General features: G+C 72.2%; 24 protein-coding genes. 18 read left to right on the top strand and 6 right to left on the bottom strand.

Annotated elements, in window-relative coordinates; all coding sequences use genetic code 11:
• Window positions 1-78: 78 nt before the first annotated feature.
• Together ACGFZF_RS08980 and ACGFZF_RS08975 are read right to left on the bottom strand one after the other, a co-directional pair.
• Complete coding sequence (locus tag ACGFZF_RS08980; RefSeq protein WP_393552245.1) at window positions 79-552, bottom strand: hypothetical protein; 474 nt, start codon at window positions 550-552, stop codon at window positions 79-81.
• 2 nt (window positions 553-554) lie between these two features.
• Entirely contained in the window at window positions 555-1,541 is a 987-nt protein-coding gene (locus ACGFZF_RS08975) for a helix-turn-helix transcriptional regulator (RefSeq protein WP_187282711.1), read from the bottom strand.
• Between the two features lie 128 nt (window positions 1,542-1,669).
• Here ACGFZF_RS08975 and ACGFZF_RS08970 point away from each other — a divergent pair, with 128 nt between their 5' ends.
• Window positions 1,670-1,921 carry a hypothetical protein gene (locus tag ACGFZF_RS08970; protein WP_356603513.1) on the top strand — a complete coding sequence of 84 codons (252 nt, stop codon included), beginning with the start codon at window positions 1,670-1,672 and terminating at the stop codon, window positions 1,919-1,921.
• The gene (locus ACGFZF_RS08965) at window positions 1,918-2,238 is read left to right on the top strand and encodes a (2Fe-2S)-binding protein (protein ID WP_147978887.1); all 321 of its coding nucleotides are present in this window, start codon (window positions 1,918-1,920) and stop codon (window positions 2,236-2,238) included. The genes ACGFZF_RS08970 and ACGFZF_RS08965 overlap by 4 nt, the downstream gene beginning before the upstream one ends.
• Before the next feature lie 155 nt (window positions 2,239-2,393).
• On the opposite strand, the gene ACGFZF_RS08960 is transcribed toward ACGFZF_RS08965, so the two are convergent.
• A complete protein-coding gene (locus ACGFZF_RS08960; protein WP_147978888.1) occupies window positions 2,394-2,807 on the bottom strand; it encodes a pyridoxamine 5'-phosphate oxidase family protein in 414 nt (137 codons plus the stop codon).
• 115 nt (window positions 2,808-2,922) lie between these two features.
• Between ACGFZF_RS08960 and clpB the strand changes: the two genes are divergently transcribed.
• Window positions 2,923-5,523 (top strand): ATP-dependent chaperone ClpB, encoded by a 2,601-nt coding sequence (gene clpB, locus ACGFZF_RS08955; protein WP_393552239.1) that lies wholly within the window; start codon window positions 2,923-2,925, stop codon window positions 5,521-5,523.
• A 42-nt stretch (window positions 5,524-5,565) separates the two neighbouring features.
• On the opposite strand, the gene ACGFZF_RS08950 is transcribed toward clpB, so the two are convergent.
• On the bottom strand, window positions 5,566-6,027 hold the full coding sequence (locus ACGFZF_RS08950) for a hypothetical protein (RefSeq protein WP_393552236.1): 462 nt from the start codon (window positions 6,025-6,027) through the stop codon (window positions 5,566-5,568).
• Window positions 6,028-6,133: 106 nt separating this feature from the next.
• On the opposite strand from ACGFZF_RS08950, the gene ACGFZF_RS08945 reads away from it, so the two are divergent.
• Window positions 6,134-6,676, top strand: a complete 543-nt coding sequence (locus tag ACGFZF_RS08945) for a YbjN domain-containing protein (protein WP_356603520.1) — start codon at window positions 6,134-6,136, stop codon at window positions 6,674-6,676.
• 19 nt (window positions 6,677-6,695) lie between these two features.
• Here ACGFZF_RS08945 and ACGFZF_RS08940 read toward each other — a convergent pair whose 3' ends face one another.
• Entirely contained in the window at window positions 6,696-7,847 is a 1,152-nt protein-coding gene (locus ACGFZF_RS08940) for a hypothetical protein (protein ID WP_393552233.1), read from the bottom strand.
• Between the two features lie 321 nt (window positions 7,848-8,168).
• On the opposite strand from ACGFZF_RS08940, the gene ACGFZF_RS08935 reads away from it, so the two are divergent.
• Window positions 8,169-8,654: a prevent-host-death family protein gene (locus ACGFZF_RS08935; protein ID WP_393552230.1), complete on the top strand. Its 486-nt coding sequence runs from the start codon at window positions 8,169-8,171 to the stop codon at window positions 8,652-8,654.
• On the top strand, window positions 8,651-9,001 hold the full coding sequence (locus ACGFZF_RS08930; RefSeq protein WP_393552227.1) for a hypothetical protein: 351 nt from the start codon (window positions 8,651-8,653) through the stop codon (window positions 8,999-9,001). The genes ACGFZF_RS08935 and ACGFZF_RS08930 overlap by 4 nt, the downstream gene beginning before the upstream one ends.
• A gap of 74 nt (window positions 9,002-9,075) precedes the next feature.
• Here the strand turns inward: ACGFZF_RS08930 and ACGFZF_RS08925 are convergent, their stop codons facing one another.
• Window positions 9,076-10,257: a pyridoxal phosphate-dependent aminotransferase gene (locus ACGFZF_RS08925; protein WP_393552224.1), complete on the bottom strand. Its 1,182-nt coding sequence runs from the start codon at window positions 10,255-10,257 to the stop codon at window positions 9,076-9,078.
• A gap of 121 nt (window positions 10,258-10,378) precedes the next feature.
• Between ACGFZF_RS08925 and ACGFZF_RS08920 the strand changes: the two genes are divergently transcribed.
• From ACGFZF_RS08920 to ACGFZF_RS08865, 12 genes are all read left to right on the top strand, one after another.
• A complete protein-coding gene (locus ACGFZF_RS08920; RefSeq protein ID WP_393552221.1) occupies window positions 10,379-10,621 on the top strand; it encodes a hypothetical protein in 243 nt (80 codons plus the stop codon).
• 53 nt (window positions 10,622-10,674) lie between these two features.
• Complete coding sequence (locus tag ACGFZF_RS08915) at window positions 10,675-10,887, top strand: hypothetical protein (RefSeq protein ID WP_393552218.1); 213 nt, start codon at window positions 10,675-10,677, stop codon at window positions 10,885-10,887.
• Between the two features lie 309 nt (window positions 10,888-11,196).
• Window positions 11,197-11,715: a DUF2617 family protein gene (locus ACGFZF_RS08910; protein WP_147978896.1), complete on the top strand. Its 519-nt coding sequence runs from the start codon at window positions 11,197-11,199 to the stop codon at window positions 11,713-11,715.
• A 75-nt stretch (window positions 11,716-11,790) separates the two neighbouring features.
• Window positions 11,791-13,440 carry a polyamine aminopropyltransferase gene (locus ACGFZF_RS08905; RefSeq protein ID WP_393552214.1) on the top strand — a complete coding sequence of 550 codons (1,650 nt, stop codon included), beginning with the start codon at window positions 11,791-11,793 and terminating at the stop codon, window positions 13,438-13,440.
• Between the two features lie 107 nt (window positions 13,441-13,547).
• Window positions 13,548-14,468: an SRPBCC family protein gene (locus tag ACGFZF_RS08900; protein ID WP_393552211.1), complete on the top strand. Its 921-nt coding sequence runs from the start codon at window positions 13,548-13,550 to the stop codon at window positions 14,466-14,468.
• 21 nt (window positions 14,469-14,489) lie between these two features.
• Window positions 14,490-15,281, top strand: a complete 792-nt coding sequence (locus ACGFZF_RS08895) for an aldose 1-epimerase (protein ID WP_393552208.1) — start codon at window positions 14,490-14,492, stop codon at window positions 15,279-15,281.
• A 90-nt stretch (window positions 15,282-15,371) separates the two neighbouring features.
• Complete coding sequence (pyrE, locus tag ACGFZF_RS08890) at window positions 15,372-15,911, top strand: orotate phosphoribosyltransferase (RefSeq protein WP_393552205.1); 540 nt, start codon at window positions 15,372-15,374, stop codon at window positions 15,909-15,911.
• Between the two features lie 209 nt (window positions 15,912-16,120).
• Window positions 16,121-17,143 (top strand): class II fructose-bisphosphate aldolase, encoded by a 1,023-nt coding sequence (fbaA, locus tag ACGFZF_RS08885; protein WP_147978901.1) that lies wholly within the window; start codon window positions 16,121-16,123, stop codon window positions 17,141-17,143.
• A gap of 90 nt (window positions 17,144-17,233) precedes the next feature.
• Window positions 17,234-18,406 carry a MalY/PatB family protein gene (locus ACGFZF_RS08880; RefSeq protein WP_393552201.1) on the top strand — a complete coding sequence of 391 codons (1,173 nt, stop codon included), beginning with the start codon at window positions 17,234-17,236 and terminating at the stop codon, window positions 18,404-18,406.
• 145 nt (window positions 18,407-18,551) lie between these two features.
• Complete coding sequence (locus ACGFZF_RS08875) at window positions 18,552-20,039, top strand: MFS transporter (protein WP_393552199.1); 1,488 nt, start codon at window positions 18,552-18,554, stop codon at window positions 20,037-20,039.
• Between the two features lie 75 nt (window positions 20,040-20,114).
• Window positions 20,115-20,528 carry a DUF3151 domain-containing protein gene (locus ACGFZF_RS08870; RefSeq protein WP_147978903.1) on the top strand — a complete coding sequence of 138 codons (414 nt, stop codon included), beginning with the start codon at window positions 20,115-20,117 and terminating at the stop codon, window positions 20,526-20,528.
• Between the two features lie 200 nt (window positions 20,529-20,728).
• Window positions 20,729-21,613: a DUF3152 domain-containing protein gene (locus tag ACGFZF_RS08865; protein ID WP_393552196.1), complete on the top strand. Its 885-nt coding sequence runs from the start codon at window positions 20,729-20,731 to the stop codon at window positions 21,611-21,613.
• Window positions 21,614-21,624: the final 11 nt, after the last annotated feature.

Raw genomic sequence — 21,624 nt, 5'->3', positions numbered from 1 at the left:
ACGGCGTACGAAGGAGCCCCCTCCCGTCCGGGAGGGGGCTCCTTCGCGTCCGGGGCCGGGAGACGGCCGTGGGGCGCCTCAGGGAATGAGTTCGCCGATCACGTCCGCGGCGGTCTCCCACCAGGGCGCGGCGCCCGTGCCGAAGGCGGCGGCGAGGGCGGTGCCGACGGCGACGTCCCGGGGCTCGACGGGGACGCCCTCGTCCCAGTCGGCGTCCGCCCGTCCGTCACCGGCGGACTCCAGCGCGCCGATCCTGCGCCCGTCGCGCAGCAGCCGGCTCTCCTGGTGGGAGCAGGGGACGAGCCGGTAGGTCACCCCGTCGACGGTGGCGTCCACCCGGTAGGACCGCCGCGAGAGCCGGCCCCGGGCGGGCCTGATGCGGGCGCCCACGCCGTCGACGGTGAGGGTGAGGAGGTCGGGCCTGCGGGTCCCGATGGGGGTGTGCCGGTCGGGTTCGGTGCCGGGCTTCCGTACGAGGTCCACGGTGGGCATCCCGTGTCCGGACACCCGCAGGGTCCCGGCGCGGCCGTCGAGGTCGATCTGTGCGTACATGGTCAGTCGTCCTGCTCCAGGATCCCGGACCGGGCGATGAGGTAGCCGAGTTGGGCGCGGCTGCCGCTGCCGAGGGCGGAGGCGAGCTTGGCGATGTGGGCGCGGCAGGTCCGGACGTTCATGCCGAGCCGGCGGGCGATGGCCTCGTCGACGTGGCCCTCGACGAGGAGTTTGGCGATGGAGCGCTGGACGCCGCTGATGCCGTCGAGGGCGGTGGTGTAGGACACCACTCCCTCCTCCCACGGGACGCCGTGCAGCCAGAACTGGTCGAAGACGCCGACGAGGTACTGCACCAGGCCCTCGTGGCGCAGCTCCAGGGCGACCTGCCGGTCGCTGCGCGCGGGCACGAAGGCGACCTTGCGGTCGACGATGATCAGCCGGTCGATGATCTCCTCGAGCGTCCGCAGCTCCAGGCCGTAGGGGGCGACCCGCTCCACGTAGGCCAGCGTCGCGGGGTGGTGCCGCGCGGTGTGCTGGTACAGGGTGCGCATCCGGACACCGCGGTCGAGCAGCGGCTCCATCCGCTTCAGTGCCTTCTCCAGGGTGTCGGGACGGCGCCCGCTGCCGGGCTGGATGGTGAGCAGCTCTTCGGTGCACTCGGCGGTGACCCGGTCGAGCGTCGCGTTGATCATGCTCAGGCCTTCGAGCACGGTGATGGCGTGCGAGGCCGCCGGATCCAGCCGGTTGATGGTCATGAAAGGCTCGAACGTGTCGGCCAGCGAGATCGCCTCTTGCCGACGCGCCTGGATCTCCTGCTCAAGCGGGTGTATGAGCTGGTTGAGCGCGATCGACGGCGGTACGGGCAGCAGCCACTGACCGTCGTCGGGGTCCGGGTGGAGCAGTGCGAGGCGGACGAGGCAGGGCGCGGCGTCAGTCTCGGAACGGGTGATCCGGCCCATGCGCAACGCGTTCGCGTACAAGGTCTTACCCACGTCGCATAGTTCACCGTGCCTGTGGATATGTCCTGTATCGCCTCTTTCTGTCCGCATGTGCACCCCCCTCAGGGTTTTGAATTACAGGAACATGATGCCTGGGTTCGCTGGTGGAAGGGTCGAGAGTGAGCCATCGTCTTATTCGCGGGGGAGGAGGTAATGATCAAAAGAGGTGGAGATCGGCCATGACCAGGATGGTTCGTGCACTCAGCGCCATAGCCGTTGCGGCGGCTGCTCTCGGCGTACTCGTCGGCACGGGCGAGCCCTCGTGGGAGAGCACCCCGAAGTACGCGGTGACGGCGGACCCGGGCGAGCCCTCGTGGGAGAGCGAGCCGGCGCACTCGGTGCTTGCCGCGCCCGGTGAGCCCTCGTGGGAGTTCGCGCCGACGCAGGAGCACCCCGACCGGGTCTCCGTCGAGGCGGGCGCGGGCGCATGACCTTTCCGCCGGACGACCGGGTCTTCCGTCGCGAGATGGCGACGGCGTACCGATCCGGGTGGCATTTCATCGACCTCGTCACGGCAGTGCCGCACGGTGGCGAGTCGTTGATGGTCACCCTCTTCGGTGAGCCGATCATCATCGCGCGGGGTGAGGACGAGGAGATCCGCGCCTACCGATGCCTGCGGCGCCCCCGTGGCGCCCCGCAACCCGTCCGCTGTGCCATCAGGTACGGCATGATCTTCGTCAATCTCGACCAGCGTGACCACCAGCTGCTCGAACCCGAGACCACCACCGCCACCCCCCGCAGTGCCTGAGCGGTTCCCCCGTCGTTCAAGATCGCTCAGGTACTTCCCCCACACAGCGGCGCCATCGCGGACCTGAAACGCGATGGCGCCGTTGTGCTGCCCGAAACCGGAATCATCGGCTCCGGAGTCGTGCGGCCTCCCGCCCGGCTCGCCCCGCCCCGGGCCTACGCGCGGCCCATCGCCCGGGTCAGCGCGATCTCGATGACGACCCGGTCCGGGTTCGGGGCCGGGGTCCGGCCGTAGCGCGCGGCGTAGCGGTCGACCGCGTCGGCGACGACGTCCTCCTCCGTGCGGACGCGCGCCACGCCCTCCAGCGTCGCCCAGCGGCCCTTGTCCACCTGGCAGACCGCGACCCGCGCGCCCTCCGGGCCCGCCGCCAGGACGTTGGCGACCTTCCGGCTGTGCTTGTTGGTGATCACCCGGGCGATGCCGTTCGAGCCGCCCTCGGGGTCGTAGGTCACGCCCACCGCGACCACGTGCGGAGTGCCGTCCGCGCGCGGCGTGGTCAGGGTGCTCATGTGGTACTCGCGCCAGAAGGCGAGGTACGAGTCTTCGGGGTTCCGCGGGTCAGTCGCCATGTCCCGGAACCTACCCGCGGAAGACACCCCCTCCACACCTTGAGTGGAATAGACTCAACTTTGTGTACGTTGGAGGAGTCATAGTCGACCGACCCGCAAGGAGGAGACCCCGCACGTGGACGCCGAACTGACCAACAAGAGCCGGGACGCGATCAACGCCGCCAGTGGCCGCGCCGTGTCCGAGGGGCATCCCGACCTGACCCCCGCGCATCTGCTCCTCGCGCTCCTCGCGGGTCAGGACAACGAGAACATCGTCGACCTGCTCGCCGCCGTCGAGGCCGACCAGGCGGCGGTACGGTCTGCCACGGAGCGGCTGCTGGGCGCCCTGCCCAGCGTGACCGGCTCCACGGTCGCGCCGCCGCAGCCCAACCGTGAGCTGCTCGCCGTCATCGCCGATGCCGCCGAGCGGGCCAAGGACCTCGGGGACGAGTACCTGTCCACCGAGCACCTGCTCATGGGGATCGCCGCGAAGGGCGGGCAGACCGGCGAGCTGCTCGCCCGGCAGGGGGCGACGCCCGCGAAGCTGCTGGAAGCGTTCGAGAAGGCAAGGGGAGGGCGCCGGGTGACCACACCCGACCCGGAGGGTCAGTACAAGGCACTGGAGAAGTTCGGCACGGACTTCACCGCCGCCGCACGCGAGGGGAAGCTGGACCCCGTCATCGGGCGGGACCACGAGATCCGGCGCGTCGTCCAGGTGCTGTCCCGCCGCACCAAGAACAACCCCGTCCTCATCGGCGAGCCCGGCGTCGGCAAGACCGCCGTCGTCGAGGGACTGGCGCAGCGGATCGTGAAGGGCGACGTCCCCGAGTCGCTGAAGAACAAGCGCCTGGTCTCCCTCGACCTCGGCGCCATGGTCGCCGGCGCCAAGTACCGCGGCGAGTTCGAGGAACGGCTGAAGACCGTCCTCTCCGAGATCAAGGAGAGCGACGGCCAGATCATCACCTTCATCGACGAGCTGCACACCGTCGTCGGCGCGGGCGCCGGCGGCGACTCCGCCATGGACGCCGGGAACATGCTCAAGCCGATGCTGGCCCGCGGCGAGCTCCGCATGGTCGGCGCGACGACCCTCGACGAGTACCGCGAGCGGATCGAGAAGGACCCCGCCCTGGAGCGCCGCTTCCAGCAGGTGCTGGTCGCCGAGCCGAGCGTCGAGGACACCATCGCGATCCTGCGCGGACTCAAGGGCCGCTACGAGGCCCACCACAAGGTCCAGATCGCCGACGCCGCGCTGGTCGCCGCCGCGACCCTCTCGGACCGCTACATCACCTCCCGTTTCCTGCCCGACAAGGCCATCGACCTCGTCGACGAGGCGGCCTCCCGGCTCCGGATGGAGATCGACTCCTCGCCCGTCGAGATCGACGAGCTCCAGCGGTCCGTGGACCGGCTCCGCATGGAGGAGCTGGCGCTGAAGAACGAGACCGACGCGGCCAGCCGGCAGCGGCTGGAGAAGCTGCGCCGCGACCTCGCCGACCGCGAGGAGGAGCTGCGCGGGCTCACCGCCCGCTGGGAGAAGGAGAAGCAGTCCCTCAACCGCGTCGGCGAGCTGAAGGAACAGCTCGACGGGCTGCGCGGCCGGGCCGAGCGGGCCCAGCGCGACGGCGACTTCGACACCGCCTCCCAGCTGCTCTACGGCGAGATCCCGTCGCTGGAGCGGGAGCTGGAGGAGGCGAGCGAGGCCGAGCAGGAGGCGTCCAAGGACACCATGGTCAAGGAGGAGGTCGGGTCCGACGACATCGCGGACGTGGTCGGCGCCTGGACCGGCATCCCGGCCGGGCGCCTGCTGGAGGGCGAGACGCAGAAGCTGCTGCGCATGGAGGACGAGCTGGGCAAGCGGCTGATCGGCCAGACCGAGGCCGTGCGCGCCGTCTCCGACGCGGTCCGCAGGACCCGGGCCGGCATCGCCGACCCCGACCGCCCGACCGGCTCCTTCCTCTTCCTCGGCCCCACCGGTGTCGGCAAGACCGAGCTGGCGAAGGCGCTCGCGGACTTCCTCTTCGACGACGAGCGGGCCATGGTCCGCATCGACATGTCGGAGTACGGCGAGAAGCACTCGGTCGCCCGCCTCGTCGGCGCGCCTCCCGGCTACGTCGGCTACGAGGAGGGCGGCCAGCTCACCGAGGCGGTGCGCCGCCGCCCGTACAGCGTGGTGCTCCTGGACGAGGTGGAGAAGGCCCACCCGGAGGTCTTCGACATCCTGCTCCAGGTCCTCGACGACGGCCGGCTGACCGACGGCCAGGGCCGGACGGTGGACTTCCGCAACACTCTTCTGATCCTCACGTCCAACCTGGGCAGCCAGTTCCTCAGCGGGCCGGGCCCGCTCGACGCGCCGGTGTCCGACGAGGAGAAGAAGCGGCAGGTCCTGGAGGTCGTCCGGGCCTCCTTCAAGCCCGAGTTCCTCAACCGGCTGGACGACCTGGTCGTCTTCTCGGCCCTCGACCGGACCGAGCTGGGGCGGATCGCCCAGCTCCAGATCGACCGGCTCGGCAGGCGGCTGGCCGAGCGCCGGCTCACGCTGGAGGTCACCCCGGCGGCCCTGGAGTGGCTCGCCGAGGAGGGCAACGACCCGGCGTACGGCGCCCGGCCGCTGCGCCGTCTGATCCAGACCGCGATCGGGGACCGGCTCGCGAGGGAGATCCTCGCGGGTGAGGTCACCGACGGCGACACGGTCCGGGTGGACCGGTTCGAGGACGGCCTGATCGTCGGCGCGGCGCAGTAGCGGACGGAGCCGCGGGCCGCCCACGGCGGCCCGCGGCCCCCGTCACGTGTCGAACGCGGAGAGGCGGACGCGGGCGGTGTCCGCGTCCTCGTACGTGACCCGCACGTCCACGTACAGCGCCTCGTCGTACGAGACCTTCAGGCACAGGTCGTCGGCGCAGGAGTACGGTGGTTCTCCGGCGGGATACGTCGCGGCCAGCCAGTCCGCGACCTCGCCCCGCGGCATCAGGAAGTCCGCCGTGACGCGCGTTTCCTGCCAGTAGGCCTCGGTGCACCGGGCGTGCTCGGCGCTCGCGGGCAGCGACCCGCGGGCGAAGTCCATCGCCTCGGTGCAGGAGACGCCCTTTGCGTCCCCGTCCGAGCTCCAGGCCAGCGCGCCCCACACCAGCAGGGCCAGCGGGCCGCCGCAGCACAGCGTCACCAGCACGGACACCCAGATCCACGTCGACCGGCGCGGCCTCACCGGCTTCGCCGGCAGCGCGTTCTCTTCCCTCTGGTCCCCCATGGGCACCAGATCTTGTCAGCCCGCAGCGGATCGCGGGCGGCGGGGCTTGCCACGGACCGGCCGGTATGGGAGAGGATGGCGGCAACCGTACGAAGGGATATTCACGGTGAGCATCGACCCGTCCTCGATTCCGAATTTCGGGGGCCAGCCCCAGCCTCAGGCCGCAGGACCGGCGGGCCCCGTCGTTCCCGACCAGGAACTGGTCAAGCAGCTCCTCGACCAGATGGAGCTGAAGTACGTCGTCGACGACGAGGGTGACCTCGCGGCGCCGTGGGAGGAATTCCGTACGTACTTCATGTTCCGCGGCGAGGAGGACCAGCGGGTCTTCTCGGTGCGGACGTTCTACGACCGGCCGCACTCCGCCGACGACCGCGCCAAGGTCCTCGACGCGATCGACGACTGGAACCGCCGCACGCTGTGGCCCAAGGTCTACACCCACCTGCACGAGGAGGAGGACGGCTCCGCCACCCTCCGCCTCATCGGCGAGGCCCAGATGCTGATCGGCACCGGCGTCGCGCTGGAGCACTTCGTGTCCTCCACCGTCAGCTGGGTCCGCGCCTCCATCGAGTTCGACAAGTGGCTCGTGGAGCAGTTCGGCCTGGAGTCCCCCGAGGACAAGGCCGACGGCGACGCGGGCGACGAGGGCTGAGCGACCGGCCCCCGCCCGCTCACAGGGCCATGCGCGCGATCGTGAGCGCGTACACCCCGTAGCAGAACGACAGCCCGGCCAGGGCGGCGATCACCACGATCGCGGCCCGCGGCCGGGCTTTCGTCATGGCCCCCGCCAGCGGGAGCAGCAGGGGGAACGCGGGCAGCAGGAAGCGCGGTTTCGACTCGAAGAAGCCGGAGCCGCCGACGGCGATGAGCACCAGCACGCCCGTGTAGACCAGCACCGGCAGCGGAGGCCGCTCGACCAGCGCGAGCAGCGCGAAGAGGAGCACCCCGGCCGCCGTCAGGACCAGGGCCGCCACGAATCCGAACTGGGTCGGCCCGCGCAGCAGGTCGCGGACGAAGCGCAGCGACCCGGCGCCCAGGTCGAAGCGGGAGGTCCAGCCGGACTGGACGGCGAAGTACCCGCCGAGCAGATCGCCCCGGCGGCTGCCGACCCACAGCAGGTACGAGAGCCAGCCGGCCGGAGCGAGGGCCGCCGCGGCCCACACCCGCCACACCACCCGGCCCCGCCCGCGCCAGAGCTCGTGGGCGACGGCGGCGAGGACGGCCGCCGCGACCGCGATCCCGCTGGGGCGGGAGAGCCCCGCCAGCATGGCGAGCACCCCGGCCGCCAGCCAGCGGCGTGCCAGGAGCAGGTGCAGCGACCAGGCGGCGAAGGCGGTCATCACCGGTTCGGTGTACGCCATGGACAGCACGATCGAGTGCGGCAGCAGGCCCCAGAGCAGGACCAGGAACACGGCGGTGCGCCGCCCGTGGAGCCGCTCGCCGACCAGGTAGACGCCCCAGGCCGCGGCACCGGCCGCGAGCCACGAGAGCAGCAGTCCCGCGGTGCCGCCGGTGACCGGCAGGACGGTGGTCACGGCCCGGACCAGCGCCGGATAGAGCGGGAAGAAGGCCAGGTCGGACTGGGCGCCGCCGTCCGGCCAGTACAGCGTGCGGCCGTAGCCGTTCGCGGCGATGCGGATGTACCAGTCGGAGTCCCACGAGGTCGCGAGCAGCGCGCGTGGTGAGCGCCCGACGTGCCAGGACCACAGGGCGAGGACGAGCATCCCGGTCAGCCGCGCGGCGGCGAAGAGCCCGAGCGCGGGTGCGGCCCGGTACAGCGCGGTCCACCCGCGGGTCGCCCGCCGGGCGGAGGCGGACGACACCGCCCGGTCGAGGGTCTCGGCGAACAGGGTGCACCTCCGTGCGCACGGGATTCGGGTCGGCCCGATAAATCGGTCTACCCGACGATCCGTGCGGCGCCGCGGGGGCGCGCGAGGGGCACGGGCCCACCCGGGTGAAAACTCCCCGCCCGGGCCGGGCCCGTCGTCCCCGATGCCCGTCCCGGCCCGTCCTCAGGCGGCCAGCGTCCTGAGCCGCGCCACCGCCTCCTCCAGGACGTCCGTCCGCTTGCAGAAGGGCAAGGCATGAGCGTGGAGTGCCCATGATCTGTGGCACTCAGAACACAATCTGAGTACAGTCTGAGTATGAGCCCTGCTTACCTGGGAGCCGAGTCCGAGTCGGTTTCGTTCACGGATCTGTCGAGAAACCCGAAGGCCGTAGCCGCCCGGGCCGCCGCCCTCGGAGCTCTGCGCGTCACGCATCGGGACGCACCCGACATGGTGCTGACGACGGCCGTGCACGCGGAGCGCACCGAGGAGAACCTCACGACGGCGTCCCGACTCTTCCTCGCGCTCATGAAGCACGATGACGGGGCCCGGTCGCTCCTGCTGGCTCTGCCCGAAGTCTTCCCGTGGGTGCGGCACCTGGACGACGAAGAGATGCGCGCCTTCACCGTGGAGCTCCTGGAAGCTCTGTCCGACGCGGCGGAGCTGGGCGCTCGGGAGGCCGTGCACCGTGCGCTGGTGTCCTGGAGGGCGACGGCCCGTATCAACGCTGATCCGGAGCAGCTCAAGGAAGCTCTGCGTCCGCTCGACGGGGATGACCTGGGGCCGGTCGAGGTGGGCGGGTGAGCCCGAAGAAGGGCGATCGTGTCAGTGTCCCACCCCTGAGCGGCTGGAACGTGGTCTTCGGGACCACGGAGGCGGTGACGGGGTGGGAGGAGCTGTGCCGCGCTGCACTGCCCAGCGCCCACCGATGCCTGGAGGCGTTGCGCACCGACCCGCTGTCGCGTGACAACTGGAACCGTCAGCACCAGCTACGCGGGAGGCTCGCCACCAAGGAGTGGAAGGGCTCGGCGCTGGAGCAATGGGAGTTCGAGGTGACGAGTGGCGGCCGCGTGCGCTACCTGGTCAGCCCCGAGACGTCGACCGTCATCCTGGTCTGTGCATCCACGCGGCACCCCAAGGACACCGAGTAGCTCGTAGTTCCCGTACAGCACGGGCTCCGGCCGAAGGGCCGGGCCCTGTGCCTGCACGTTCATCTGGCTCGCGCTCAGTGAGCCAGCCGACCGAGGCGCTCAACCGCCTCTTCCAACACACCCGTCCGCTTGCAGAAGGCGAAGCGGACGAAGGGGGCGCCCGCGTCGCGGTGGTCGTAGAAGACCGCGTTCGGGATGGCGACGACGCCGGCGCGTTCCGGGAGGCCGCGGCAGAAGGCGAAGCCGTCGGACTCGCCCAGGGGGCGGATGTCGGTGGTGACGAAGTAGGTGCCGGCCGGGCGGTAGACCTCGAAGCCCGCGCGGGCCAGGCCGTCGCTCAGCAGGTCCCGCTTGGCGCGCAGGTCGGCGCGCAGGTCCTCGAAGTAGGTGTCGGGCAGCCGCAGCGCCTCGGCGATCGCGTACTGGAACGGTCCCGAGGCGACGTACGTGAGGAACTGCTTCGCGGACCGGACGGCGCCGGTGAGTTCGGGGCTCGCGGTGACCCAGCCGACCTTCCAGCCGGTGAAGGAGAAGGTCTTGCCGGCCGAGCCGATGGTGACCGTGCGGTCCCGCATGCCGGGCAGGGTCGCGATCGGGATGTGCTCGGCGTCGTCGAAGACCAGGTGCTCGTAGACCTCGTCGGTGACCACCAGCAGGTCTCGTTCGGTGGCCAGCTCGGCGACCGCGGTGAGCTCGTCGCGGGTGAGCACCGTGCCGGTCGGGTTGTGCGGCGTGTTGAGCAGGATGAGCCGCGTCCGGTCGGTGACGGCGGCCCGCAGCTCGTCGAGGTCCAGGACGTAGCGGCCCTCGGACGGCCGGAGCGTGACCGGCACGCGCGTGCCGCCCGCCATGGCGATGCAGGCGGCGTAGGAGTCGTAGTACGGCTCCAGGGCGATCACCTCGTCGCCCGGCTCGACGAGGGCGAGCAGCGCGGCGGCGATCGCCTCGGTCGCGCCGGCGGTGACCAGCACCTCCGCGTCGGGGTCGTAGGCGAGGCCGTAGCGCTTCAGCTGGTGGTCGGCGACCGCCGCGCGCAGCTCGGGGACGCCGGGACCGGGCGGGTACTGGTTGCCGTGCCCCTCGCGGAGGGCCCGGACCGCGGCCTCCCGGATCTCCTCGGGCCCGTCGGTGTCGGGGAAACCCTGGCCGAGGTTGATCGCCCCGGTCCGGGCGGCCAGTGCGGACATCTCGGCGAAGATCGTCGTCCCGAACTCGGCGAGCCGGCGATTGAGCAGCGGTCGGTTCATGGGCGCCATCCTGCGGCGAAGCTCTGGAGTTCCTCAAGTGGGCTTTGGCAGGGACGCGGCGAGGGGATCGCCGGGTCATGGAACTTCTGCTCTTCCTCGCGGGCCTCGCGCTCGTCATCGGATGTGTGGTGTGGATCGCCCGGCGTGGCCTGCGGAGCACGCCGCGGAAGGGCGGGGACAGCTGGTGGGCGGGCACGGGGACGGCGTCCGCCGTTACCGCCCCGTCGTCGGGCTCGTCCTCGTCTTCGTCGTTCTCCTGCTCGTCGTCCTCGTGTTCGAGCTCGTCGTGTTCGAGCTCCTCATGTTCGTCGAGCTCCTGCTCCAGCTCGTCCTGCGGCAGCTGAAAGCTCTGCACTTCCTCAACTTCGGTTGAGGCCGGATCCGTGAGGGGCATCCCCCTCACACAGACCAACGGGGGTGACACGGATGGAAGTACTGCTCTTCGGATTTCTGATCCTGTTCGTGGTGATCGGCCTGGTGTTCTCGAAGGCGAGCAGGGCGAGCCGGCGGCGCAAGCGCAGCTGGTGGGCGGGCGGCGGCGGGGGCGGCGGCAGCGGCTCCTGTGCCGGCGGTTCGTCCTGCGGCTCGTCGTCCTGCGGGGGCAGCGGCTGCGGGGGCGGCTGCGGCGGGGGCAGCTGACAAGGGCCGCCGTCCGGCGCGCATCCCGCGCTGTCCGGCCGGTCCCGGGGCCGGCCGGACAGCGCGTGGCGGAGGCCCGCGGTGGATTCCGATTGAACAAGTGAACGTTGGGGTCCCCGGGGGGATGGAAACCACGTCAAGTTGGGTAAAAACGCTGTGAGTCGCTCGAAGTCCGTGATTCCCTCGCTGTTGAGAACATCCAGCCCTCGGACCGTGTGTGGACCCGAGCCGGCGATCCCCCACTCCCGTTGAATCCTTCTCCGGGGCGCCCCCGGCCCACCCGTCAAACCGTGTTTGCGGAGCCGACCCATGCTCACGACCCTGAAGACCTCCTACACCGACACGCGTGCGGCCGATCTGGCCTGGGCCCTGGGGCGCGAGCCGCTGCCCGCGCTCGCCGCTCTCGACCTCGAACTCGGCTCCGCCAAGCTCCAGTTGCGTCTGCTCGGCGCCTCCCACCAGGTGCTTCTGGAAGAGGAGGGCCGCAGCTGCTCCGAGACCGTCGCCTGCATGCCGGGCAGCAGCACGCCGCTGCCGCTGGGCGTCTCCAAGCGCGTCGGCGGCTGGGAGTACGAATTCGCCGCCCGCGTCGAGACGTTGTCGGACGGCTCCTTCGCCGGCCGCGCCCAGGAGCTGCTGGCGCTCGTCGCCGACCATCCCAACGGTCTCGCGGGGACGTTCCCCGGCTCCCCGTACGCCTTCACCGCGATGCTGGCGCAGCGCCACGAGGGACAGGTGCGCTGGCGCACCTGGCACGCCTACCCGCAGGAGGGGCAGCTGGTGGTCACCCGGACGCGGATCGGCGTTCGTATGCCCGCCTCGCTGTGATGCGCCGCCCGAGCGACCCAGGTGCACTCGTGTGGGTGACAGGCGGCGAAAGTTGTGTGACGTAGCGTTACGAACATGATCGATTCGCCCGTGACCGCGCCACCCAAGCGGGTGACGCGGCTGCCCGTGAGGCCGAGCGCGGTGCGGTATCCGGTCCTCGCCGTGGTCTTCGTCTGCGCCGCCTGCGGTCTGGTCTACGAACTGGAGCTGGTCGCGCTCGCCTCGTATCTGATCGGCGACTCGGTCACCCAGGCGTCCGTGGTGCTGTCCGTGATGGTCTTCGCCATGGGCGTCGGCTCGTTGCTGGCCAAGCAGCTGCGCTGCCACGCGGCGGTCGGCTTCGGCCTGGTGGAGGCCGGGCTCGCCCTGATCGGCGGCTGTTCCGCGCTGGTGCTGTACGCGGCGTTCGCCTGGCTCGGCGAGTCGCGGTACGTCCTGGTGGCGTTCTCCCTCGCCATCGGCGTCCTCATCGGAGCCGAGATCCCGCTGCTGATGTCGCTCATCCAGCGTGCGGAGTCGGCGCGTTCGCCCGGCGCACGGGAGAAGGACGACGCGGCCGGGACGGTCGCCGACCTCTTCGCCGCGGACTACGTCGGCGCGCTGGTCGGCGGCCTCGCCTTCCCGTTCCTGCTGCTGCCCTGGCTCGGCCAGCTCACCGGCGCGCTCGTCACCGGCGCGGTGAACGCGGTGGCGGGCGCCGGGCTCGTGCTGTGGCTGTTCCGGCGGGATCTGACCGCCCGCGCCCGGACGTTGCTGATCGCGGTGAACGTGACCGTGCTCGCCGTCCTCGCCACCGCGACCGTCCTCGTCGACGACTTCGAGTCGGCGGCGCGGCGCGCGGTGTACGGCGACAGCGTGCGGGTCGCCGTGCACACCCGGCAGCAGGAGGTCGTGGTGACGGGGGAGCGGGGCACACCGCCGGACCTCTTCCTCGACGGCCGCCTGCGGGTCGCCGGGCAGGACGAGCACCGCTACCACGAGGCGCTGGTGCACCCCGCGATGAACGGAGCCCACGCGCGCGTGCTGATCGTCGGCGGCGGGGACGGCCTCGCCGCGCGGGAGGTGCTGCGCTATCCGGGCGTCGAGGCGGTCACCGTCGTCGAACTCGACCCCGGAGTCGTCGACCTCGCCCGGACCGACCCCGAGCTCGCCGCGCTCAACCGGCAGGCGTTCCGGGACCCGCGCGTCCAGGTGGCGTACGCCGACGCCTTCCGCTGGCTGCGCGGGGCGGGCGCGTCCCACCGGTACGACGTGGTGATCTCGGACCTGCCCGATCCCGGCATCACCTCCAGCACCAAGCTGTACTCGGAGGAGTTCTACGGCCTGGTCGCCCGGGCCCTCGCGGACGGCGGACGGGTGGTCGTGCACGCCGGCTCCGCCTCGGCCCGCCCGCGGACGTACTGGACGGTGGAGGCCACCCTGCGGTCCGCCGGCTTCGCGACGAGGCCCTACGGAGCGAGCGGCCGGGCCGCCGGATTCGCCGCGGGGCCCGACCGGGCCGAGCGGGCGAGCACCGGTGAGCGGGGCCCGCGGGACTGGGGATTCCTCCTGGCGGCCCCGGGGCGGAGGCCGCCCCCGCTGGGGCTGGCGGCGGACGCTCCGGTGCTGCGGTCCCTCACGACAGGACGCCTGGTGACCGGTGCCCGGAGCACCGAGCGGACCCGGGACCCGGACGGCGCCGCGCTGCCGCCCTCGACGCTCGTCCACCCCCGCTACGACGGCTGACGGACAGAGGGGCGGGGGCCGGGGGGCACCTGTGACGGACAGAGGGGCGGGGGCCGGGGCGCACAAACAGGCGACGTCGGCGCCGGGGCTGAGTAGGCTCGGCTTCCATGGAGCATGAGGTGTTCGTTCCGGTTCCGGCCGAGGTCCTGCGCGCGACGCTGACGGACCCCGCACGGGTGGCGCGCTGCGTCCCCGGCCTCCAGCAGGACGCGGACGCGGACGCGGGCCCGCTCTCGGGCCGGCTGAAGGTCCGGGTCGGCGGCAACACCATCACCTATCGCGGCGCCCTGCGGCTGAGGGAGCGCGACGGCGCCTTCGTGGCCGAGGGCGAGGGAGCGGAGGCCCGCGGCAAGGGCACGGCGAAGCTGGTGCTGACGCTCGTGCTCACCCCGGTGGCCGAGGGCACGAAGCTCGCCTTCACCGGCACACTCGCCGCCGAGGGGCGTCTCGCGGACCAGTCGGAGGAGGTCTCGGCGTCGGCCGGCCGCCGCCTGATGGACCGTTTCGCCGAGTCCCTGGCAGCGGCCGCCGCCCGGACGGCCGAAGCCGACGCCTCCGTGCTGGACGCGGCCACCGACGCGGCCACCGACGAGACCATCCACGAGACGCCGGACGGGATCGCGGAGAGCACTCCCGAGGACGGCGCCGCCGCGGTGGCGCCGGACGGCGAGGCGGACAGCGACAGCGACGGCGTCGACGACGGTGTCGAGGAACCCGGTCGTCCGTCCGTCTTCGACACTCCGGTCCCGCCGCCCTCGCTCGACCCCCGGCTCGACGAGGAGTTCGGCGAGACCCCGGTGGAGCTGCCCGCCGAAACCCCGGCCGTCGAAGCCGCGCACGCCCGTCGGACGATGATCGGACGGAGCGCCGAGGAGGTCGACCACGCGCCGCCGCGCGGCCGGTATGCCCCCGTGCCCGCCCCGGACGCCGGCGGTTCGGGAGCCACCCTGCGGTGGATCGCCCCCGCCGCCGCCCTCGCCCTCGCCTCCGCGGTCGTCGTCGGCCGTGCCCTGCGCCGCCGACGCTGACACCCCGTTAGGGTCGGGGGCGTGAGCGAGCAGACGCGACTGACGGCGGGCGACGCCGAGTTGACCATCAGCCCCGACAACGGCTGCCGGATCGAGAGCCTGCGCATCGGCGGCCACGAGCTGCTGCGCCAGGGCGAGCGGTACGGCTGCTTCCCCATGGTGCCCTGGTGCGGGCGCACGGCCGACGGACGCTTCCGGAACGGCGGGACCACCCACCAGCTGCCCCTCAACGCGGCCCCGCACGCCATCCACGGCACCGGCCGCGACGCCGCGTGGAAGACCGCCCGGGCCGGCGAGCGCGAGGCGGCCTTCACGTACGACCTCACCGAGCCCTGGCCGTACGCGGGGCGCGTCACCCAGCTCTTCGAGCTGACCGAGGACGCGCTCACCCTCACCCTCGGCGTCGAGGCCACCGACGACTCCTTCCCGGCCCAGGCCGGCTGGCACCCCTGGTTCCGCCGGAACCTCGGCGACGGCGGCCAGGACGTGCGGGTCGACTTCACCGCCGACTGGCAGGAGGAGCGGGGCCCGGACCACCTCCCGACCGGCCGCCGGATCGGCCCGACGCCCGGCCCGTGGGACGACTGCTTCGGCATGCCCGAGGGTGTCGACGTCACGCTGACCTGGCCGGAGCAGCTGGAGCTGAAGGTGACCAGCCGGGCCGCGTGGGTCGTCCTCTACGACGAGCAGCCGGAGGCGGTGTGCGTGGAACCGCAGTCCGGTCCGCCGAACGGACTCAACACCCTTCCGCGCCTGGTGACCCCCATCGATCCGCTGGAGATCGCGGCCACCTGGACCTGGCGGCGGCTCTGACGGGACACCCCCTAGGGTCGCGTCCGGAAAGTCGCGCCTGCCCTGCGGGCGGACGCCGCTCCTTTCCGGACACGCCCTAAGCTGCTGACCATGACTGACGTACGCGCTGAGCTGCTCCAGCAGATCAAGGACAAGGCCGTGGTGCACGGCAAGGTGACCCTCTCGTCGGGTCTGGAAGCCGACTACTACATCGACCTGCGCCGGATCACGCTGGACGGCGAGGCCGCGCCGCTCGTCGGTCAGGTCATGCTGGACCTGACCGCCGACCTGGACTTCGACTGCGTGGGCGGCCTCACCCTGGGCGCCGACCCGGTCGCGACGTCGATGCTGCACGCCTCGGCCGCCCGTGGGCAGCGGCTCGACGCCTTCGTCGTCCGCAAGGCGCAGAAGGCGCACGGCATGCAGCGCCGTATCGAGGGCACGGACGTCAAGGGCAAGCGCTGCCTCGTCGTCGAGGACACCTCGACGACCGGCGGCTCGCCGCTGACGGCTGTCGAGGCGGTGCGCGAGGCGGGTGGCGAGGTCGTGGCCGTCGCGACGATCGTGGACCGCGGTGCGGCCGAGGCGATCGCCGGCGCGGGGCTGCCCTACCTCACCGGCTACCAGCTGGCGGACCTGGATCTGGCCTGACCGACGCGAAGTCGTGACGTAGGGTCCGCGGCACCGGCCGAGCGGGTCTGACCTGCGGCTTTCAGGAGGGGCGGAGTGTTTCACGTGAAACGCTCCGCCCCTTCGTCATGGTGTCCGTACAAGAGTCTGGAAAGATGGGCCCCGACGATGACGTCGCCCCAGGTCAGGGTCAAGCAACGCACATACCGCACATCACAAGGAGCGGACGAATGCCCATCGCAACCCCCGAGGTCTACAACGAGATGCTCGACCGGGCGAAGGCAGGCAAGTTCGCCTACCCGGCCATCAACGTGACTTCGTCCCAGACCCTGCACGCTGCGCTGCGCGGCTTCGCGGAGGCCGAGAGCGACGGCATCATCCAGATCTCGACCGGTGGAGCCGAGTTCCTGGGCGGCCAGCACAACAAGGACATGGTCACGGGCGCCGTTGCCCTGGCCGAGTTCGCGCACATCGTCGCCGCGAAGTACGACATCACGGTGGCTCTGCACACCGACCACTGCCCGAAGGACAAGCTGGACGGCTACGTCCGTCCGCTGCTCGACATCTCCGCCGAGCGCGTCAAGGCCGGCCGCAACCCGCTGTTCCAGTCCCACATGTGGGACGGCTCCGCCGAGACCCTCGCGGACAACCTGGCCATCGGCCAGGAGCTGCTCGCCAAGGCCGTCGCGGCGAAGATCATCCTCGAGGTCGAGATCACCCCGACCGGTGGCGAGGAGGACGGCGTCACGCACGAGATCAACGACGAGCTGTACACCACGGTCGACGACGCGATCCGCACCGCCGAGGCCCTGGGCCTGGGCGAGAAGGGCCGCTACCTGCTCGCCGCCTCCTTCGGCAACGTGCACGGCGTCTACAAGCCGGGCAACGTCGTGCTCCGTCCCGAGCTGCTCAAGGACCTGCAGGCGGGCGTCGCCGAGAAGTACGGCAAGGCCTCCCCGTTCGACTTCGTCTTCCACGGCGGCTCCGGCTCCACCGCCGAGGAGATCGCCACCGCGCTGGAGAACGGCGTCGTGAAGATGAACCTGGACACCGACACCCAGTACGCCTTCACGCGTCCGGTCGCGGACCACATGTTCAAGAACTACGACGGCGTCCTGAAGGTCGACGGCGAGGTCGGCAAGAAGTCGACCTACGACCCGCGCACCTGGGGCAAGCTGGCCGAGGCGGGCATGGCCCAGCGCGTGACCGAGGCGTGCGCGGCGCTGCGCTCGACCGGCACGAAGATCAAGTAGTTCGAGGCTCCATTCCGAGACCGTGTCCCGGGGGCCCGGTGCGACCGCTTCGGCGGCCGTGCCGGGCCCTCGGCATGTGAAGGGCTGCGCGTGACGACGTACGCATACGACTTCGACCGGGTGATCGACCGCCGTGGCACCTGGTCGGTCCAGTGGGACGGCATAGCGGACCGCTTCGGCGTCGGCGACCTGCTCCCGTTCACGATCTCCGACATGGACTTCGCCTCCCCGCCGGAGGTCCTGGCGGCGCTGCGCGAGCGCGTGGAGCACGGTGTGTTCGGCTACACCGACTGGCGGCTCGGGGAGTTCCGGGAGGCGGTCCGCCACTGGTACGCGAGCCGGTACGCGACCGAGCTCGACGTCGAGACGCTGGTCTACGCGCCCTCCGTACTGAACCAGCTCTCCCAACTGCTCCGGATGTGGACCGAGCCGGGCGACGGGGTCGTCGTGCACACCCCGACGTACGACGGGTTCCGCAAGGCCGTCACCGGGCTCGGGCGGGAGCTGCGGGGCGTGCCGATCGGGGACACCGAGGCCCTGGAGCGTGAGCTGGCGCGCCCGGACTCGCGGATGCTGCTGCTCTGCTCACCCCACAACCCGACCGGGCGGGTGTGGCGGGAGCACGAGCTGGCGCACTTCGCGCGGCTCGCCGAACGGCACGGCGTGGCCGTCGTGAGCGACGAGATCCACGCGGACATGGTCGCGGACGGCCACCGGCACCTGCCCTGGACCCGGTTCGCCGCCGCGGGGCGGGGCCGGCGGTGGGCGGTGGTCACCTCGGGAACGAAGTCCTTCAACTTCCCCGCGCTGAGTGGCTCGTACGGGATCATCGGCGACCCCGACGAGCGCCTGGCGTTCATCCGGCGCATGGAGACCGGGGAGGGCCTCGCGTCGCCGGCGGTGCTCTCGCTGACCGCCCACATCGCCGCGTACCGGCAGGGCGGAGCGTGGCTCGACGACCTGCGGTCCTATGTGGCGGGCACGATGCGCATGCTCGCGGAGCGCCTGCGGGAGGGGCTTCCGGAGGTGGAGTGGACGCCTCCGGAGGCGGGCTATCTGGCCTGGATCGACCTGCGCCCCCTCGGTGTCGACGACAGCGCGCTCCAGCGGGAGCTGGTGGAGACCGAGAAGGTCGCGATCATGCCGGGCGGGGTGTACGGCACGCCGGGGTTCGTCCGGCTGAACGTGGGCTGCCCGCGCGAGAAGGCGGAGCGGGGCGTGGACGCGCTGGTGCGGGCGGCGACGAGGCTGCGGACCGGCTGAGCGGAGCGTCCTCCGGCCGGGCGTGACGACGCGCCCGGCCGCGCCGGAGGATGCCGGGGCGGTCCGCGCCCGCGGTGGGGACCGGTCCCGCGGCCCTCGTCCGGTCGGCAGGCGTGGGCGGCGCGATCGCGGGACGATGCAAAGCATGGACATCAGGCTCGCCACGGGAACGGGACGGTGGATCGTCTTCACGACCGTGCTGGGGTCCGGGATGGCCCTGCTCGACTCCACCGTGGTCAACGTGGCCCTGCCCCACATCGGCGAGGACCTGGGAGCCGACCTGGCGGACCTGCAGTGGACCGTCAACGCCTACATGCTCACCCTGGCCGGGCTGATCCTGCTCGGCGGAGCGCTGGGGGACCGCTACGGACGGCGGAAGGTGTTCGTCGTCGGTGTGGTGTGGTTCGCGCTCGCCTCGCTGCTGTGCGGGCTCGCCCCGAACGCGGGCGTGCTGATCGCTGCCCGGGCCCTCCAGGGCGTGGGCGGAGCGCTGCTGACACCGGGGTCGCTCGCGCTGATCCAGGCCAGCTTCCATCCCGACGACCGGGCGCGGGCGGTCGGCCTCTGGTCCGGCTTCGGCGGCGTGGGCGCGGCGGTCGGCCCCTTCGTCGGCGGCTGGCTGGTCGACGGGCCCGGCTGGCGCTGGGTGTTCCTCCTGAACGTGCCCCTGGCCGCGCTGTGCGTACCGGTCGCGCTGCGGCACGTCCCCGAATCGCGGGACGAGAGCGCCCACGGCCGCTTCGACGTCCTCGGGGCCGTCCTGGGCGCCTCGGGCCTGGCGCTGGTCACCTACGCGCTGATCGGCGCGGCGTGGTGGGCGGCCGTCGCGGGGGTGGCGGTGGGCGCCCTCTTCGTCCTCGTGGAGCGCCGGCGGGGCGAGGAGGCGATGGCGCCGCCGTCGATCTTCGCGTCCCGGCAGTTCACGTCGGTCAACCTGGTGACGCTCTGCGTGTACGCGGCGTTCGGCGGCTTCTTCTTCCTGGCCGCGCTCCAGCTCCAGGTGGTGTCCGGCTACTCGGCGCTCGGGGCGGGGACGGCGCTGCTCCCCACGACGGTGCTGATGCTGCTGCTCTCCGCGCGGTCGGGCGAGCTGGGGGAGCGGATCGGGCCCCGGATCCCGCTGACCGTGGGGCCGCTGCTGTGCGCGGCGGGGATGCTGCTGATGCTGCGGGTCGGCGAGGACCCCTCGTACGTCCTGGACGTGCTGCCGGCGCTGCTGGTCCTCGGTCTGGGGATGACCACGCTGGTGGCGCCGCTGACCGCCACCGTGCTGGCGTCGGTGGACGTGGCCCGGGCGGGTCTGGCGAGCGGGATCAACAACGCGGCGGCGCGGGCGGCGGGTCTCCTCGCGGTGGCGGCGCTGCCGCTGCTGGCGGGGATGGGCCCCGAGGCGTACAAGTCGGCGGCCGAGTTCGGGGAGACGTTCCGGCGGGCGATGCCGATGTGCGCGGCGGTGCTGGTGGCGGGAGCGGTGCTGGCCTGGACGCTGGTCCGGTCGCCGGAGCGCGCGGAGGAGGCGCGCTGCCACCCCGAGTGCAAGGTCCACTGCGGGGTGACCTCGCCGCCGCTGGATCCGGGCGCGCGGGGGGAGTCCGCCCCGCCCTCTGCTCCGGAGGCGCACGGGGAGACGTGACATCCGCCCCGGCCCGGCGGGGCCCGCACCCCGTCCGGCGGACATGCCGGTGCGGCGCTGCGGCAGACTGGGGCCATGGCCATCCACGAGAACCTGCTGGGGGGACCGCCCCCCACCCACCTGCCCGACGATCCCGAGCCGCGCGAGCTGCTCGCGAACGGCGTGGCGCCGGCGGACGTCGCCGCGAAGTACCCGACCTCCTCGCTGGCCTGGGCCCAGCTCGCCGACGAGGCGTACGAGGGCGGCCGGGTCGTCGAGTCGTACGCCTACGCCCGCACCGGCTACCACCGGGGCCTGGACGCGCTGCGCCGCAGCGGCTGGAAGGGCCACGGCCCGGTGCCGTGGGAGCACGAGCCGAACCGGGGCTTCCTGCGGGCGCTGCACGCGCTGGCGCGCGCGGCCGGCGACATCGGTGAGAAGGACGAGTACGAGCGCTGCTCGACCTTCCTGCGCGACTCCTCCCAGACGGCGGCCGACACCCTCGGCTGATGTCCGGTCCCACCCCGGGGTCGCTGTCCGTCCCCGGGGTGACACGCCCTGTTCATGTGCGCAGGAGCGGATCGGGCCGGAGTCCGGGAGTCGTTCGAAGCCGTTCGAAGAGGCGGTTACGATCCTTCGGACCGCAGTAACGAGCGCCGGTCCGGAGGCCCCGCTCTCCCCGCACCGGCCCACGCAGGGGGAGTCCGATCTTGGGCAAGCGTGCCGCCGTCCCCGCGGGACGGCGACGAACACCGAAGCGCGGCCGTAGACGCTCCCGGCGGGGTGCCGTGGCCCGCCTCGCGCTGCCGGCCCTCGCGCTGGCGGCGGTCTCGCTCGGCGGGGGCGCGGCTCTCGCGCACTACCGCGGAGACACCGGCCAGGACCCGGTCACCGCGGCGGAGGCACCGGCCCCCGTGCCCGACCCGACGACGGCGACCCCGAGCCCCCGGGCCACCACGCGCGCCGCGACGCCGAAGGCGACCGTGAAGCCGACGCCGAAGCCCACACCGAAGAAGAAGACGGGGGTGCCCGCCTCGGGCGCCGGTACCTTCAGCACCGCCCGGTCCTCCGGCGCCGCCGTCGGCACCGGGGGGTCCCTGCGCCGCTACCGCGTCCAGGTCGAGGACGGCATCGACCTCTCCGCCCGCGACGCGGCCGCCGAGATCCAGCAGATCCTGGCCCATCCGCGCGGCTGGGCGGCCCACGGCCGGGGCCGCTTCCAGCTGGTCGACGAGAACGAGGACTTCGTCATCCGGATCGCCACGCCCGCCACCGCCGACCGGCTCTGCCTCGCCGGCGGGCTGAACACCCACGGCGAACTGAACTGCGAGACGACCTCGGGCGTCGTGGTGAACCTCCGGCGCTGGATGCTGGGCTCGCCGACCTTCGCCGGGACGCCCGCGGAGTACCGCCACCTGATCATCAACCATGAGGTCGGCCACGAGATCGGCATCCGGCAGCACATGGGCTGCCCCGGTTCCGGGAAGCTCGCTCCGGTGATGATGCAGCAGATCAAGGGCCTGAACGGCTGCCGATCGAACGCGTATCCGTATGACGAAGACGGGAGCTACATCACCGGCCCGATCGTGTCATGATGCGCGTGGGA

Source organism: Streptomyces sp. NPDC048338, assembly GCF_043201055.1.
Classification (GTDB): domain Bacteria; phylum Actinomycetota; class Actinomycetes; order Streptomycetales; family Streptomycetaceae; genus Streptomyces.
This window is presented reverse-complemented; position numbering and strand designations above follow the sequence as displayed.